Origin of the sequence: Streptomyces fradiae ATCC 10745 = DSM 40063 (genome assembly GCF_008704425.1) — a bacterium.
GTDB classification, from domain to species: Bacteria; Actinomycetota; Actinomycetes; order Streptomycetales; family Streptomycetaceae; genus Streptomyces; species Streptomyces fradiae.
Genome location: NZ_CP023696.1, coordinates 398929 through 414283 on the forward strand (window position 1 = coordinate 398929; position 15355 = coordinate 414283).

11 protein-coding genes and 2 pseudogenes are annotated in these 15355 nt (G+C 73.9%); 7 read left to right on the top strand and 6 right to left on the bottom strand.

The window, feature by feature from the left end; translation table 11 throughout:
* Window positions 1–143: 143 nt before the first annotated feature.
* Both CP974_RS01730 and CP974_RS01735 read right to left on the bottom strand, forming a co-directional pair.
* On the bottom strand, window positions 144–587 hold the full coding sequence (locus CP974_RS01730; RefSeq protein ID WP_031131636.1) for a DUF3093 domain-containing protein: 444 nt from the start codon (window positions 585–587) through the stop codon (window positions 144–146).
* Window positions 588–781: 194 nt separating this feature from the next.
* The gene (locus tag CP974_RS01735) at window positions 782–1648 is read right to left on the bottom strand and encodes a GNAT family N-acetyltransferase (protein ID WP_031131638.1); all 867 of its coding nucleotides are present in this window, start codon (window positions 1646–1648) and stop codon (window positions 782–784) included.
* 193 nt (window positions 1649–1841) lie between these two features.
* On the opposite strand from CP974_RS01735, the gene CP974_RS01740 reads away from it, so the two are divergent.
* The gene (locus CP974_RS01740; protein WP_051839400.1) at window positions 1842–2465 is read left to right on the top strand and encodes a GNAT family N-acetyltransferase; all 624 of its coding nucleotides are present in this window, start codon (window positions 1842–1844) and stop codon (window positions 2463–2465) included.
* Between the two features lie 203 nt (window positions 2466–2668).
* On the opposite strand, the gene CP974_RS29930 is transcribed toward CP974_RS01740, so the two are convergent.
* Window positions 2669–2899 carry a family 1 glycosylhydrolase gene (locus CP974_RS29930; protein ID WP_223844505.1) on the bottom strand — a complete coding sequence of 77 codons (231 nt, stop codon included), beginning with the start codon at window positions 2897–2899 and terminating at the stop codon, window positions 2669–2671.
* Window positions 2894–3178 (bottom strand): annotated as a pseudogene (locus tag CP974_RS29935) (family 1 glycosylhydrolase); the annotation flags it as partial. The gene CP974_RS29930 and the pseudogene CP974_RS29935, both read right to left, overlap by 6 nt.
* A gap of 237 nt (window positions 3179–3415) precedes the next feature.
* Between CP974_RS29935 and CP974_RS01750 the strand changes: the two are divergent.
* The 3 genes and pseudogenes from CP974_RS01750 to CP974_RS01760 all read left to right on the top strand — a co-directional run.
* A pseudogene (locus CP974_RS01750) lies at window positions 3416–4375 on the top strand (ROK family protein); the annotation flags it as partial.
* Window positions 4376–4950: 575 nt separating this feature from the next.
* Complete coding sequence (manA, locus tag CP974_RS01755) at window positions 4951–6189, top strand: mannose-6-phosphate isomerase, class I (RefSeq protein ID WP_051839552.1); 1239 nt, start codon at window positions 4951–4953, stop codon at window positions 6187–6189.
* 480 nt (window positions 6190–6669) lie between these two features.
* A complete protein-coding gene (locus CP974_RS01760; protein ID WP_031132677.1) occupies window positions 6670–8022 on the top strand; it encodes a cellulase family glycosylhydrolase in 1353 nt (450 codons plus the stop codon).
* Between the two features lie 144 nt (window positions 8023–8166).
* On the opposite strand, the gene CP974_RS01765 is transcribed toward CP974_RS01760, so the two are convergent.
* Window positions 8167–9204 (bottom strand): LacI family DNA-binding transcriptional regulator, encoded by a 1038-nt coding sequence (locus tag CP974_RS01765; RefSeq protein ID WP_031132675.1) that lies wholly within the window; start codon window positions 9202–9204, stop codon window positions 8167–8169.
* Entirely contained in the window at window positions 9201–11693 is a 2493-nt protein-coding gene (locus CP974_RS01770) for a glycoside hydrolase family 2 protein (RefSeq protein WP_031132673.1), read from the bottom strand. Before CP974_RS01770 ends, CP974_RS01765 begins: the two co-directional genes overlap by 4 nt.
* 270 nt (window positions 11694–11963) lie before the next feature.
* Between CP974_RS01770 and CP974_RS01775 the strand changes: the two genes are divergently transcribed.
* From CP974_RS01775 to CP974_RS01785, 3 genes are all read left to right on the top strand, one after another.
* Window positions 11964–13283 (top strand): ABC transporter substrate-binding protein, encoded by a 1320-nt coding sequence (locus CP974_RS01775; protein WP_031132671.1) that lies wholly within the window; start codon window positions 11964–11966, stop codon window positions 13281–13283.
* A 231-nt stretch (window positions 13284–13514) separates the two neighbouring features.
* Window positions 13515–14477, top strand: coding sequence for a carbohydrate ABC transporter permease (locus tag CP974_RS01780; protein WP_031132669.1), 963 nt, complete (start codon window positions 13515–13517; stop codon window positions 14475–14477).
* Window positions 14474–15319 carry a carbohydrate ABC transporter permease gene (locus tag CP974_RS01785; protein ID WP_031132667.1) on the top strand — a complete coding sequence of 282 codons (846 nt, stop codon included), beginning with the start codon at window positions 14474–14476 and terminating at the stop codon, window positions 15317–15319. The genes CP974_RS01780 and CP974_RS01785 overlap by 4 nt, the downstream gene beginning before the upstream one ends.
* Window positions 15320–15355: the final 36 nt, after the last annotated feature.

Below are 15355 nucleotides of genomic sequence, written 5' to 3' on the forward strand. Positions count from 1 at the left end.
CCGAACGCACCCGCGAGGCGGTCGGGGCCGGTCGGCGATGCGGGCCGCCCGTGCGCGCCCGGTCCGCGGAAGGTGTGGACCCGGCGCGGCGCGTGAGCGAGAGCGCACAGCGGCTGAACGTCAGCCCTTCCGCCGTTCAGCCCTCAGCGGCGGGCGAACGCCAGGACGGCCATGAGCGTGGTCGGCTGCCGGGTGGAGAGCAGGAGGTACGGCGCGGGGTCGTCCGGGTCGTGCAGTTCGATGCGCAGCGCGGTCGGCACGTAGCTGCGCAGCAGCATCACAGACCGTACGTCGGCCCTCCGGGTGCGCCAGAGGAACGCCTCCTCGGCGTCGAGGATCTCCGCGAGGCCGAGCGAGCCGAGGGGGAAGCGCAGTGTGCCCGCGATGAGGTGAGTACCCGTCACCTCGATGCGGGCGGCTCCGTAGAGACGCAGCCCGAGTGCGGTGAGGGCCAGCGCCGTGCCGAGCCCCGCGGCGGCGACCGCGAGGCCGAGGGGGAGCAGCACGACGGCCGCCATCACACCCAGCAGGACGGCGGGCCCGAACCACCTTCTCGGTACGCCGAGACGTTCTTCGTACAGACGCATGGCCCCACCTTGTCAGCCCCCTCGGTCGCACCGCGCACCACCTCCCGGTCGCGGCGGGAACGCACGGGGCCGCTCGGGTGACGGCCCGTCGGTCCGGGGTGCCGGACCGGCTGCGGGCCGCTCGCCGCGCCCGGCTGATCGGCCGCTCGCCCACCAGCCGGCTCACGATGCCGACTCACGGTGCCGGTGCCGACTCACGACGCCGGCGCCGGCGCCGGGCGGGAGAAGCCGTAGACGGCGAAGTCGGTGACGCGGACGTAGCCGACGCGCTGGTAGAGGGCGTTGCTGGTGGGGTTGGCCGGGTCGGTGAACAGGACGATCTCCGCCGCCCCCTCGGCCGGTGCGGCCCGGGTCACCTCGACCGTCACGGCCCCCGCGTGGCCCCGCCCGCGCAGATGCGCAGGGGTGTAGACGGGATCCACCCGGATCATGCCGCCGACCAGCGACGTCGCCCCCGCCATGGAGACGGGAACGCCGTCCGGGGTCTCCCAGAAGGTGAAGCGCTTGTCCGCGAAGCGCGACTGGCCCCAGGTCGGTGCCGGTTCCTCACCGACGTCCGCGAGGAACCCACCGCACCAGCGGACCACCTGTTCGAGGTCCTCCTCCCCGGCGAGGCGGCCCCGGCCTTCCGGCGCGGGCCGGGGCGGGGTGAGCGTGCCGAGGCGGTAGAGGTGCAGTCGCGTGCCGAGGGCGGGCACCGCGCCGGTGCGGCGCTGCCACGCGCCGGCGAACGCGGCGGCCGAGTCCTGGTCCCCGGTGACGCCGGACAGGCGCAGGCCGGTGCCGTCGAGGCGGGTGGCCAGGGTGTCCGCCTGCTCGCGGGTGAGGGAGGAGACACTCAGCCGGTGGGTGGGCGCACGCCGGTAGCAGACGGCACCGACCGCGCCGTCCCGCTCCCACACGCCGAACAGGGTGCCGTCCGCGGCCGCACCGCTCGTGCGCATCCGCTCGGTGACCGTCAGCAGCATGGTGTGCGACGCGGGGCGCGAACGGAGGAAGTCCCCCGCGCGGGCGAGGAAGCCGTGGACGTCGTCGGTGAGGTGCCAGTGATCCGGGCGCATCCTCCATGGTCCCCGATGGGCCCGCCACGGGGAAGCGTCGGCCGCCGGGGCACGGCCGGTGACGGGCGCTGAGGACGGCTCGGCTCCGCGACGTGGCGCGGCGCCGCGCGGCCCACGGTGATCCCCGTGGGCCGCGCTGCACGGAGAAGAACGCGGTGGCCGACCCCGCGAAGGCGGCTCTACCATCCGGCACATGACAACGGGTGACGCGAACGCGGACTGTGGCGGGGACGAGACGGAGGCCGACCGCGTCGTCTGCGTGCGCGGGCGCTCCGTCGGGCTCGCGGTGGTGGAGGTCGACGACGCCGAGCTGCTGCACCGGTGGCGGTCCGACCCCGTGGCCGCCCACGAGTTGGGGATCTGGCCGCGCTCGCTCGGCGCGCTGCGCGAGCGCGTCGAGCGCGACGCGGAGGACGACTCCCGCGACGACTTCCTCGTCCTCCTCCCCGCCGGCACGCCCGTCGGGTATGCCGCGCTGAGCGACCAGGACATGGTCAACGGCTCGGCGGAGGTCGAACTGATGACGGCCGTCGAGCACCGCGGGCGGGGCTACGGCACCGACGCGCTGGACGCCCTGGTGGACCTGGCGTTCGGCGAGCTGCCGCTCCACCGCCTCGTGGCCGAGACGCACACCTCGAACGCGCCCGCCCTCGCTGCCCTGGCCCGGTCCGGGTTCGTGCGGGAGGGGGTCAGCCGAGCCGCCTGCTTCCACCGTGGCCGCCGCCACGACCTCGCCGTCCACTCGCTGCTCCGCCCCGAGTGGGAGAGGCTGGAGCGCCGTCGCGCCCGGGGGGTCGGGGGCGGCTCGGACGCCTGACGGGGGGCTCGGGCGCCTGACGGAGGGCTCGGGCGCCTGACGGGGGCGGGACGTCAGACAGGGGGCGGGCGTCAGACGGGGGCCGGACGTCCGTCTGGGCGACGGGGGGGGCCGCTAGCGGGTCTGAGGGGGCCCGGCCGCCGGGGGCCGGCTCCCGGACCGGTCGTGGAGGCCCGTACGGACCGGTCACGGCGGTCGGGGCGTCACGGCCGGGGCGTACAGGGCACGGGCCGGGCCGGGCGAGCGGGCCGCCGGGGGCGTCCGGGTGCCGCGCGCCGACTGCCGACTGCCGACTGCCGACTGCCGACGATGAAGATCCGGTACCCGTGGTGGCTGTCCTTCGGCGTGCGCCGCTGGGTGGCGTGGTCGACGTGCCCGAGGCCGAAGCGCTTGCTGTAGCCGTACGTCCACTCGAAGTTGTCGTGCCGGCTCACGGAGAACCGGTACGAGTCGACGCCCAGTCCCCGCAGCAGGGCGACGTCCTCGGGGTAGCGGTGGCAGTGGTCGCAGGCGACCTCACCGCTGTCGCCACCGAGGACCGCTCCGGGGCGCCGCGCGAGCGTGTCCCAGACGGAGGGGCCGCGTCCGCCCTCCCGGACGGCGCCCTCGATCTGGTAGGCGGCGGTGACGGCACCGAAGACGAAGCGGGGAGGGAAGGACGGAGGGGGAGAGAAGGCCGGAAGGACCGGGGTGACCGAGGAGCCGGAGGGGATGGGGGCGGGGTTGGCGGGCACGGGACTCCTGTGCGGAGTGAGGAACGACGTCACGGCGAACGATGCTGGAGCACTGAACCGGTTCTGTACAGGTTTACCGCTGGCTCTGCATAGTTCGTTGCTAAACGACCGCTAAACTCGCCACTTCCGGCTAGACAACGTTGTCAAGCACCGGCAGAGTGGTCCTCCCCCGGGACGCCGAGCCCGGGGAGGGACACTTTGGGGAGGACTGCATCGATGGCCGTGTACGGAGCACTCGACATCGGCGGCACCAAGATCGCCGGCGCGCTCGTGGACCCCGAGGGCCGGGTCGTCACCCGGACGCAGCGCCCCACACCCGCCCGTGAGCCCGCCGAGGTCCTGATGGCCACCGTCACGGCGGTCCTGGACGAGCTCTCCGCGCATCCGGCCTGGCGGTCGCTGAACTGCCTCGGCATCGCGAGCGCGGGCCCCGTCGACACCGCCGCCGGGACCGTGAGCCCCGTCAACCTCCCCGGCTGGCGCGGCTTCCCCCTCGTCGAACGGGTGCGCGCGCATCCCCGGGTGCCGTCCGGTGTGGCCCCGGTCCTGGTCGGGGACGCCGTCGCCATGACGGCGGCCGAGCACTGGCTGGGCGCCGCCCGCGGCGTCGACAGCGCCCTGTGCATGGTCGTCTCCACCGGTGTCGGCGGCGGCCTCGTCCTCGGCGGGCGCCTGCACACGGGGCGCACGGGCAACGCCGGGCACATCGGCCACATCTCGGTCGATCTGAACGGGCCCGTCTGCCCCTGCGGCGCCCGCGGCTGCGTGGAGCGCCTGGCCAGCGGCACGGCGATCGCCGCGTACGCCGCGGCGGCGGGTTGGACGCCGCCCGACGGCGGGCCGGTGACCGCCGCGGCCGTCGCCCGTGCCGCCCGGAGGGGCGACGCGCCGGCGCGGGGCGCGTACGAGCGGGCCGCGCGGGCACTGGCGGCGGCCATCGCCGCGACGGCGGCCCTCGTCGAGCTGGACCTGGTGGTCGTCGGTGGAGGGGTGGCGCAGGCCGGTGACACACTGTTCGGGCCGCTGCGGCGGCGGATGGCGGACTACGCGGTGCTCGACTTCGTACGGGATCTGCCGATCGTCCCGGCCGGACTCGCCCTCGACGCCGGCCTCATCGGCGCGGCAGCGGCAGCGGCGGCGCCCGGCGCGGCGGATACGTCCGGCCCGGCGGGGGCGCGTGGCGCCGTGGCCCCGTCCGGGCCCCGCGGCGTTCCGGGCTCGCACGGCACCCCCTGCGGCATGGGCGGTGCGCGCCACCCGGCCGGGCCGCACCCCGGTACCGCCGGAGGCGGAACCGGCATCGGGGGCGGCGACGGGAACGGGGCGACCGGCAGCGGCGCCCCCTGTCCCGGCACGCACGGGCACCACGCCACGAACGGCACAGCCGCCAAGGGCGCCAAGGCCGCCACGGTGGAACCCTGACGGCTCGCCGTACGGTCCCGCACCGCGCGACCCCGCCCCGGTCGCCGCCCCGCGCACCCACCCCCGCCTCCCCCACCCCATCCCCTCCCTCTCACGGACAGGCGCACCCGAGAGCCGCGGCCGCCGACGGGACCGGCCATGCCGGCCCCCGCGCGGCGCCCCGCACCTCGCTACGCCCCCGCAGGCCCGGGCCCCGCCGCACGCCCCCGCGCCTCCACGCGCCCCCGCGCGCGACCCTCACCCGCTCCCCTCCCCCGCGAGAACCACGCCCCACGCCCACGCCCCGCGACCCGCGACCCGCACCCCGCGACCAAAAGGAAGCCCGCCACGTGGACCGTCTCCACACCTCCGTACGCCGCTACGCCTGGGGCTCGACCACCGCGCTGCCGGACCTGACGGGCGAAGCCCCCGACGGGACCCCGCAGGCCGAGCTGTGGATGGGCGCCCACCCCGTCGCCCCTTCCCTGGTGGAACGGGCGGGGGGCCTGCGGCCCCTCGACGAGGTCATCGCCGCCGACCCGGCCGGCGAGCTGGGCGACGCGCTCCTGCGGCGCTTCGGCCCGCGCCTGCCGTTCCTCGTCAAGCTGCTGGCGGCCGACGCCCCGCTGTCGCTCCAGGTGCACCCCGACGCCGCGCAGGCGGCGGCCGGGTACGCGCGGGAGGACGCCGAGGGCGTCCCGCTCGACGCGCCGCACCGCAACTACCGGGACGCGCAGCACAAGCCGGAGATGGTCGTCGCGCTCGGCCCGTTCGAGGGCCTGTGCGGCTTCCGCCCGCCGCGGCAGTGCGCCGACCTGCTGGACGCCCTCGGAGTGGCGGAGCTGGCCGGTTTCTCGGCCGGGCTGCGCGCCGGCCCCGGAGAGCGGGCGCTGCGGGAGGCGTTCTCGGCGTTCCTGGCGCCGCCGCCGGGCCTGGTGGCCGCCGTCGCCGGCGCGCTGGCGACGGCGGCCGGGCGGCCCGGCCCCTGGCGGGAGGCGTGCGCGGCGTACGACCGGGTCGCCCGCGCCCGTCCGGGCGACCCGGGGGTGCTCGCCGCGCTGATGCTGCGGTATGTGCGGCTGGCGCCCGGTGAGGCCCTGTTCCTCGGCGCCGGGGTGCCGCACGCGTATCTGCGCGGCCTCGGCCTGGAGGTCATGGCGGCCTCCGACAACGTGCTGCGCTGCGGACTGACGGGGAAGCACGTGGACGTGCCCGAGCTGCTGCGTGTGGTCCGGTTCGCGGCCGGCGAGCCCGAGGAGCCGCGTCCGGTGCGGGGCGGGGACGGTGAGCAGGTGTACCCGGTGCCGGTCGACGACTTCCGGCTGTCCCGCCTGGTGCTCGACGGGCGGAGCGGCGCCCGTGCGCTGCGCGGGGACGCCCCGCAGATCTTCGTCTGCACGGAGGGCCGGGTCGACGTGGCCGGGGTGGCGGAGCAGGCGGCGCTCACACCGGGCCGGTCGGTGTACGCGCCCGCCGGAGAGGAGGTGCGGGCATCGGGCCGGGGGACGCTCTTCCGCGTCACCGTCCCCGCCCCGGCCGCCGCCCCCACGCCCGTACCCACACTCCGGCGCAAACTGAACCGCCACTAAACTTAACCGGTTTGGTCCATACGGTTGTCCGGCCGCATCTCTGCTTCTAATCTCTGTCCAAGCCGCCGGCCCGAGGCGCCGCCGCCACTCGCGCGATTTCCCGCCACACCGCCGAATCCTCCGGAGGACCACCGGAAAGCCGGGAAAGCCGGGGAAAGCCGGGGAAAGCGAACGGGAAGGTAGGGGAAAAGGCGGCGCGCCTCCCGGCACGCGTGAGCACGCGTGAGCACGCGTACGCACACGCACGTCCCGCCACCCGGCGCGAGCCGCGCACGCACAGCCGGGCGGCCGGCGGGATGACCCTCCCGGCTCCCGCACTCCCGTTCCGGCCTCCACGGCCCGCCGGGGGTGCGCGGGGTCCGGCCGCGAGGCGGGGCCCCGAGCCGGCCGAGGCGCACGGTCCGTACCGAACAGCGTTCCGGCGCGGGTGGAAAGCGCACCACACCCCCACCCGCGCCGGCCACCACCCTGGGAGCATCGATGAGAAGAAGACTGGCCACCGCGGCGGGAGCGCTGCTGGCCATGGCGGCCTCACTGCTGGCCGCCCCGCCCGCCGCCCAGGCGGACACGCCGACGGCGCCGCGGGCCGCGGCTGGGTTCCACGTGCGGGACGGCCGCCTGCTGGACGCGAACGGCGAGGACTTCGTCCTGCGCGGGGTGAACCACGCCCACGCCTGGTATCCCGCGAGGACGCCGAAGGCCCTCAAGGACATCAAGGCGCTCGGCGCCAACTCGGTGCGGGTCGTCCTGGCGACGGGGGACCGCTGGACGAAGACCGGGACGGCTGACGTCGCCTCGATCGTCGCCCAGTGCCGGCAGAACCGGCTGGTGTGCGTCCTGGAGGCGCACGACACGACCGGCTACGGCGAGCAGGCCGGGGCGGTGCCGCTGTCGCGCGCCGTGGACTACTGGGTGAGTGTCGCGGACGCCCTGCGGGGTCAGGAGAAGTACGTCGTCGTCAACCTGGGCAACGAGCCGCACGGCAATTCCGGTTACGAGGCCTGGACGGCGGACACGCGGAACGCCGTCGCGCGCATGCGGGCGTCCGGGTTCGGCCACACCCTGATGGTCGACGCGCCCAACTGGGGCCAGGACTGGTCGCACACCATGCGGGACAACGCCGCGCAGGTCTTCGCCGCCGATCCGGACCGCAACACCGTGTTCTCCATCCACATGTACGGGGTCTACGACACGGCGGCGGAGGTGAACGACTACCTGAACCGGTTCATATCCCAGCGGCTGCCCATCGTGGTGGGCGAGTTCGGCGACGCCCACTCGGACGGCGACCCGGACGAGAACGCCATCATGGCGGCCGCCCGGCAGCTCGGCGTGGGCTACCTCGGATGGTCCTGGAGCGGCAACGGCGGCGGCGTCGAGTACCTCGACATGGCCACCGGCTTCGACGCCTCCCGGCTCACCGGCTGGGGCAACCGCGTCTTCCACGGCCCCGACGGCATCCGGGAGACCGCGCGTGAGGCGAGCGTCTTCGGTTCCGGCCCGGGCGAGAACCCCGCCGGGGGCTGCGCGGTCGACTACCGCGTCAGCGACTGGGGCGACTGGTTCAACACGGACGTGACCGTACGCAACACCGGCACCGCGGCCGTCGAGGGGTGGCGGCTCGAGTTCGCCTTCACCGGCGAGCAGCGCGTCCACTCCGTCTGGAACGCCCGGGCGACCCAGGAAGGCCGCCAGGTCCGCGCCGTCAACGAGTCGTGGAACGCCACCATCCCGGCCGGCGGCACGGTGAGCTTCGGCTTCAACGGCTCCTCGGCCGGCGCCAACGGCGTGCCGTCGTCCTTCAGCCTCAACGGCGCCGCCTGCGCCGGGAGCTGACACCGCGCGGCGCACCGGCTCCGGAGCACGGGGCACACCCTGCGCGGCACCGCCCCGTCCCCGGCGGGCGGGGCGGTTCCGCGCCCGAGCGCACACCGCAGGGCCGCGTCCCGCCATGGGGCGCGGCCCTGCGCTCGCCGGTCGCTACGCGCCGGCCCCCGGCGCCCTCGCGGTGGAACCGCGGGGGGTGAGCGTGGGCGTCGGCGCCTGGTGGGCACCGCTGTGGGTACCGTTGATCACGTCGAACAGGACGCGTGCCACCTCCGCGCCGAAGTGGTGCACGTCATGGCTCATCGCCGACAGCGTCGGGTGGGTGATGCGGCAGAGCTGGGAGTCGTCCCAGGCGATCAGCGACAGGTCGTCGGGGACGGTGAACCCCATCTCGGCGGCGACCCCCGCGCCCGCCACCGCCATGATGTCGTTGTCGTACACGATGGCGGTGGGGCGGTCGGCCGCGAGCAGCAGGGACCGGGTGGCGCGGGCGCCCTCCTTCTCGTCGAAGCCCGTGGCGACCTGCCGGGCCTCCTCCAGACCGAGCTCGCGGGTCGTCGACGCGAAGGCGCGGGCCCGGATGACGCTGTGGCCGAGGTCGGCCGGGCCGCCCACGCGGGCGATCCTGCGGTGGCCGAGGGCGGCGAGGTAGCGGACGGCCTCGGCGACGGCGGAGGCGTCGTCGGTCCACACCGCCGGGAACGGGCCCGTGAGGGAGGGGTGCCCGACGGCGACGGCGGGCAGCCCGATGCCGTGCAGCGACGGCAGCCGGGGGTCGTCCTCGCGGAAGTCCACCAGGATCGCCCCGGCGATCATCCGGCCGCCCCACCACTCCTTGTAGAGGGCGATCTCCTCGTCCAGGTCGCGGACGAGGCGCAGCAGCAGCGAGCAGGACCGCTCCGCGAGGACGCTCTCGATGCCGGAGATGAAGTCCATGTAGAACGGTTCGAGGCCGAGCAGCCGGGCGGGGCGGCACAGGGCGAGGCCGACGATGTCGACCCGCTGGTTGGAGAGGCTGCGCGCGGTCGCGCTGGGCGACCACCCCAGCTCGCGGGCCGCCTCGAAGATCCTTTCGCGGGTGGCCGCGGAGACGCCGGGCTTGTGGTTGAACGCCAGCGACACCGCCCCCTTCGACACCCCCGCCCGAGCGGCGACGTCCTTGATCGTGACCCGGTCGGGCGCGCCGCTCATGTGGGGTCCACGCAGTACAGGGCGGCCTCGACGGCCCGCTCGTCGACGGGTCCGCAGCCGGTGACCCGGATGCGGGTCCGCTCGCCGGGCAGCAGGGTCCGCAGGCCGCTGTCGCAGACGGCGGCGGGGTCCAGCCGGTCGGCCTGGAGCAGGAGGTCTCGGACGAGGGTACGGGCAGTCACCACGACGTCGACTCTATCCCCCTGTCCGGGCACGGGCTCCACGTCGATGTCGTAGGCGGGCTTCGGGTAGGCGAAGTCCTTGTCGGCGACGGGGAAGTGCAGGGCGCGCAGTCCGTCGGCGTCGGCGACGAGGAACTCCCTCGCGGAGCGCGCCTCCGGCACGAGGTCCGGGGGCACCGGCAGCCGCACGACGGAGCGGGGCGCGGCGGCCACGTCGAGGACGGTCTCGTGGAGGACGGTCCCGTCCGCCTCGCAGCGGCGCAGTGTCACCGCGGTACGCCAGGGCTCGGCGGACTGGTTGACGGCGGCGAGCACCGGGCCGGGGCGGTCCTCCCCCGTACCCGGACCCGGGGCGCCGGCCTCCCCCGTACCCGGACCCCCCGAGCCGACCGCCCCGGCGTCCGGTACCCCGGCGCCGTCGGGCTGGAGGGTGAGGAGCCGGTCCGCGTACACCCGGCGCAGCTCGTGGTAGAGGGGCTTGACGCGGCCCTCGCTGTCGATGGCGGACCACGAGGAGACGGGCCAGCAGTCGTTGAGCTGCCAGACGATGGTGCCGGCGCAGACGGGCCAGTGCGAGCGCCAGTGCTCGATGCCCGCGGCGACCGCCCGCGCCTGCACGAGCTGGGTCAGGTAGTGCCAGCGGTCGAAGTCGCCGCCGGGCGGCGGGAAGTGGCGGGCGACGCCCCGGTCCAGTTTCCCGTTGCCGTCCTCGGCCTTCTGGTGGTGGAGCATGCCCGGCGAGTCGGGCGCCGGCTCCTCGCCGGGCAGGGCGTGGCGGAGGGTGGCCTGCGCGGGCGGCGCCTGCCAGCCGAACTCGGCGACGAAGCGGGGCACGCTCGTCCGGTAGTCGGCGTAGTCGCGGCGGTTCCACACCTCCCAGGAATGGTGGGTGCCGTGCGCCGGGTCGTTCGGGTGGTGGTCCCAGGAGCCGGACCAGGGGCTGCCGGCGGTGTACGGGCGGGTCGGGTCGAGTTCGGCGACGACGCGGGGCAGCAGTCCGAGGTAGTAGCCCTCGCCCCAGGAGTTTCCGGCGAGCGGCTTCTCCCATCCCCAGTCGCGAAAGCCCCACAGGTTCTCGTTGTTGCCGTTCCACAGGACGAGGGAGGGGTGCGGCATCAGCCGGACAACGTTGTCGCGGGCCTCGGCCTCGACCTCGCCGCGCAGCGGCTGCTCCTCGGGATAGGCGGCGCAGGCGAAGAGGAAGTCCTGCCAGACGAGCAGCCCCAGTTCGTCGCAGGCGTCGTAGAAGGCGTCGTCCTCGTAGATGCCGCCGCCCCACACCCGCACCAGGTCGACGTTGGCCTCGGCGGCCTGGGTGAGCCGGGTCCGGTACCGCTCCGGGGTGATCCGGGACGGGAAGGCGTCGTCGGGGATCCAGTTGACGCCGCGGGCGAAGATCCGCACCCCGTTGACGACGAGGGTGAAGCCGGTGCCGTGCTCGTCCGCCGACCGGTCCAGTTCCACCGTGCGGAAGCCGATCCGGCGGTGCCAGGTGTCCAGCGTGCCGCCCTCGTCGTCGGTGAGCGTGAGGCGCAGGTCGTACAGGGGCTGCTCGCCGTGGCCGCGGGGCCACCACAGACGCGGTTCGGGCACCTCCAGGCGCAGCACCGCCTCGTCGCCGGTGAGGACGGCCTCGGCGCGGGCGCCGGCCACCCGCGCCTCGGCGCGCAGGGTGCGGCCCCGGCCCCGTGCGGAGCGCTCGACCTCCAGCCGCACCTCGACCAGGCCGGTGCCCCGGTCCACGGTGACCAGGGGGCGCACGCGGTCGATACGGGCGGTGGACCAGTGCTCCAGGCGGACCGGCCGCCAGATGCCGGCGGTCACCAGCGTGGGGCCCCAGTCCCAGCCGAAGGCGCAGGCCATCTTGCGGATGTACTGGGACGGCTCCGGATAGACGTTGGGACGCTCGCCGGTGAGCGCGCGTACGGCCCCGGCCTCGTCGTACGCCGAGGCGAAGCGGACCTCCAGCCGCCCGGTGCGCCCGGTGACGTCGAAGCGGTACCGGCGGTGCATGTTGCGGGTGGTGCCGACCGCCTCGCCTCCCAGGGTGATGGCGGCGGCGGTGTCCAGGCCGTCGAAGACGAGGTCGGTGCGCTCGTGCGCGCTCTCGTACGCCAGGTCGCGGGCGTAGGTCCAGGCCCGGCGGCCCACCCAGGCCACCTCGGTCTCGTTGAGGCCGAGGAAGGGGTCGGGGATGACGCCTGCGGCCAGCAGGTCGGTGTGGACGCAGCCGGGCACCGCCGCCTCCAGCACCTCCTCTCCGTGGCGCAGGCTCCAGCCCTCGCCGAGCGGGGTGGTGTCCTTCATGGTGCGGCTCCAATCGCCTGACTCAGGCCGGGGGTGCGGGTGACGGCCGCCAACCTAACCCGTCGATCAACGTGTGTTCATAAACCGGTAAAGCTCTACTCGTGGACCGATCCACCCCGGTTCTACGCACGTGGCGTGCGCTACCACGACCGGTCCGGTAACGATTGGGCATCGTGCTGGAAACCGGAGCTTTACCGGTTCACCACCGACTGACATAGTGCCGACATCCCACCCGCGGAGCTGAGCCGCACATCTGAAGGAGCTGGGCGCATGGGGAAGAAGAAGGCGTTCACGGGGGCGCTGCTGGCCGCCGCGATCCTGACCGCCGCGGGGTGCGGCGGCCAGGGCGCGCCCTCCGGCGAGACCGCGAAGGCACCCGCCGACCCCGCCGAGGCGTCGGGCACCATCAAGGTCCTGACCCATCGCACGGACCTCGTCCAGAACGGCACGATGGCGAAGTACGCCGCCGAGTTCAACAGGACCCACCCCAAGGTGAAGGTGGAGTTCGAGGCCCTCACCGACTACGAGGGCGAGGTGAGGATCCGGATGAACACCGAGGACTACGGCGACGTCCTGATGATCCCGGCCGCCGTGGCCAAGAACGACTATCCGAGGTTCTTCGCCCCGCTCGGCACCACCGGGGAGCTGGGCGCCAGATACCGCTTCGGCGACAAGACCTCCGTCGACGGCAAGGTGTACGGCATCGCCATCTTCGGCACGGCCAACGGCTTCGTCTACAACAAGGCGGTCTGGCGGAAGGCAGGCGTCACCGAGTGGCCCACCACCCCCGAGGAGTTCCTGGGCGCCCTGAAGGCGGTCAAGGCGAAGACGGACGCGGTCCCGTACTACACCAACTTCAAGGACGCCTGGCCGCTGACCGCGTGGAGCAACGACATCGGCTCGGTCACCTGCGACGCCACCGCCACCGACAAGCTCGCCGGGCCCGTCTCGCCGTGGCGCGAGGGCGGCGAACTGCACACCATCGACTCGCTGCTGTACCGGATCGTCGACGGCGGCCTGGCCGAGAAGGACCCGAGCACCACCAACTGGGAGGCGTCCAAGGGCATGCTCGCCCAGGGCAGGGTGGCCACCATGCACCTGGGATCCTGGGCCATCACGCAGATGCGGGACGCGGCCCGCAGGAGCGGCGCGGACCCCGACGACATCGGCTTCATGCCCTTCCCCGCACAGCGCGACGGGAAGTTCTGCGCCATGCTCGCCACCGACTACCAGCAGGCCGTCAACGTCCACTCGGGGCAGAAGGCCGCGGCGCGGGCCTGGATCGACTGGTTCACCGAGAAGTCGGGGTTCTCGGCGAAGGAGGGCGCGGTGCCGGCGCTGCGGTCCGCCCCCATGCCCGGCGAGCTCGAGGACTTCGTTGACAACGATGTCACCTTCCTGGAGCGCTCCGAGGCCAGGACCGGCGAGGTGAACACCGTCGACAACGCCGCCGAGATCGGCCTGAACAAGCCCGACTACCGGCAGAAGCTCGTCGACACGGCCCGCGGCGCGCAGGAGGGCGGCCTGGAGGAGTTCCTCGCCGACCTCGACAAGCGGTGGAACGAGGCGGCGAAGGCCGCCGGCTCCTGACACCCGGCCGGGCCCCGGCCAGCCCCTCCTGACGCCCGGCCGGCCCCGCCCAGCCCCTCCCGGCGCGGTGCCGACCCCGCCCAGCCGGCTCCCCGCACCGCCCAGCCGTCACCGGCCCCGCCCCGTCCGTCCCGGACCGGCGGGCGGGGCCGACCGCCTCACCGCCTCACCGCCTCACCGCCCGACCGCCCCACCGCCCGCCGCGTACCAGCGGACGACGAAAGGCCCGACATGACCGAGACGACCGACACGGCGGCGCCCGCGAAGGTGCCGCGACGCACCGCCGCACCGCCGCGCGGCGGGCCGAGGCGCCCCGCCCCGCCCCGCGGCACCCTTCTGCGCCGCCTCACCCCGTGGCTCTTCCTGGCCGCCCCGCTGGCCCTGCTGATCACGTTCACCTACGTGCCGGTGGGCAACATGGTCTACTACAGCTTCACCGACTGGGACGGCGTCAGCCCCGACCGGAGCCTGACGGGCTTCGACAACTACGTGCAGATCGCGACCCGGCCCGAGCTGTTCCGGGTGTTCTTCGTCAGCCTGTACTACCTGGCCGCGTCGGCCGTGCAGATCGTGATCGCCCTGTACTTCGCGACCGTACTCAGCTGGAACCTGCGCTTCCGCAACCTGTTCAAGGGCATCCTGTTCTTCCCGTACCTCGTCAACGGGGTCGCGATCGGCTTCGTGTTCCTCTACTTCTTCCAGGACGGCGGCACGCTCGACTCGATCCTGGCGTGGTTCGGCACCGGCTCCGACCGTGCCTGGCTGGGCGACCCCGCGAGCGCCAACACCTCGCTGGCCGGGGTGTCCGTGTGGCGCTTCACCGGGCTGAACTTCGTCCTGTTCCTCGGTGCGATCCAGTCGATACCCGCCGAGCTGTACGAGGCGGCGGAGCTGGACGGGGCCACCCGGTGGCAGCAGTTCCGGCACATCATCGCCCCCGGCATCCGGCCGGTCGTCGGGCTCAGCGTCATCCTGGCGATCTCCGGCTCGCTGTCCGTGTTCGAGATCCCGTACATCATGACCGGCGGCGCGACCGGCACGACGACCTTCGTCATCCAGACGGTCAAGCTCGCCTTCCAGTTCAACAAGACGGGCCTGGCGTCGGCCGCGGCGGTGGTCCTGCTGCTGATCATCCTGCTGGTCACCTGGATCCAGCGCCGCATCACGCCCGACGAGAGGGTGGACCTCGTATGACCGCTCCCCTGCCCGTACGGCGCAGCCGGCTCGCCCCGGCCCTGACCTACCTGTCGCTGGTCGCCGCGTCGCTGGTCGTCCTGGTCCCGCTGGCCGTCGTCTTCCTCACCTCCCTCAAGACGTCACGGGAGGTCGCCGAGGGAGGCGCCCTGTCGCCGCCGGAGAACTGGCTCAACTTCGCCAACTACGCGACGGCGTTCACCGACGGGAAGATGCTGTCGGCCTTCGGCAACACCGCGTTCATCCTGCTCTTCTCGATCACCGGGACGGTGCTGATCGGCTCGATGACGGCCTACGCCGTCGACCGCTTCGACTTCCGCGCCAAGAGGCCGGTCATGGCGCTCTTCCTCGTCGCCACCCTGGTCCCCGGCGTCACCACCCAGGTCGCCACCTTCCAGGTGGTGAACGGCTTCGGCCTGTTCAACAGCCTGTGGGCACCCGTCCTGCTCTACATGGGGACGGACATCGTCTCCGTCTACGTCTTCCTGCAGTTCATCCGGGGCATTCCGGTGTCCCTCGACGAGGCGGCGCGGCTGGACGGGGCGAACGCCCTCACCGTCTACTGGAGGATCATCCTGCCGCTGCTGAAACCGGCCGTCGCCACCGTCGTGATCATCAAGGGGATCACCGTCTACAACGACTTCTACATCCCCTTCCTCTACATGCCGTCGGAGGAGCTGGGCACCATCTCCACCGCGCTGTTCCGCTTCAAGGGCCCCTTCGGTGCCCACTGGGAGCACATCTCCGCCGGCACCATCCTGGTGATCGTCCCGACCCTGGTCGTGTTCCTCTTCCTCCAGCGCTACATCTACAACGGCTTCGCCCGGGGCGCGACGAAGTGACGCCCCGCCCCGAACGCCTCCGCGGCGGCGGGCGCC

Coding starts and splice junctions, on each gene's coding strand:
- CP974_RS01770 (WP_031132673.1), bottom strand. CDS start 11,693: ATGAAGGACACCACCCCGCTCGGCGAGGGCTGGAGCCTGCGCCACGGA.
- CP974_RS01760 (WP_031132677.1), top strand. CDS start 6,670: ATGAGAAGAAGACTGGCCACCGCGGCGGGAGCGCTGCTGGCCATGGCG.
- CP974_RS01765 (WP_031132675.1), bottom strand. CDS start 9,204: ATGAGCGGCGCGCCCGACCGGGTCACGATCAAGGACGTCGCCGCTCGG.
- CP974_RS01735 (WP_031131638.1), bottom strand. CDS start 1,648: ATGCGCCCGGATCACTGGCACCTCACCGACGACGTCCACGGCTTCCTC.
- CP974_RS01785 (WP_031132667.1), top strand. CDS start 14,474: ATGACCGCTCCCCTGCCCGTACGGCGCAGCCGGCTCGCCCCGGCCCTG.
- CP974_RS01775 (WP_031132671.1), top strand. CDS start 11,964: ATGGGGAAGAAGAAGGCGTTCACGGGGGCGCTGCTGGCCGCCGCGATC.
- CP974_RS01780 (WP_031132669.1), top strand. CDS start 13,515: ATGACCGAGACGACCGACACGGCGGCGCCCGCGAAGGTGCCGCGACGC.
- CP974_RS01740 (WP_051839400.1), top strand. CDS start 1,842: ATGACAACGGGTGACGCGAACGCGGACTGTGGCGGGGACGAGACGGAG.
- CP974_RS01730 (WP_031131636.1), bottom strand. CDS start 587: ATGCGTCTGTACGAAGAACGTCTCGGCGTACCGAGAAGGTGGTTCGGG.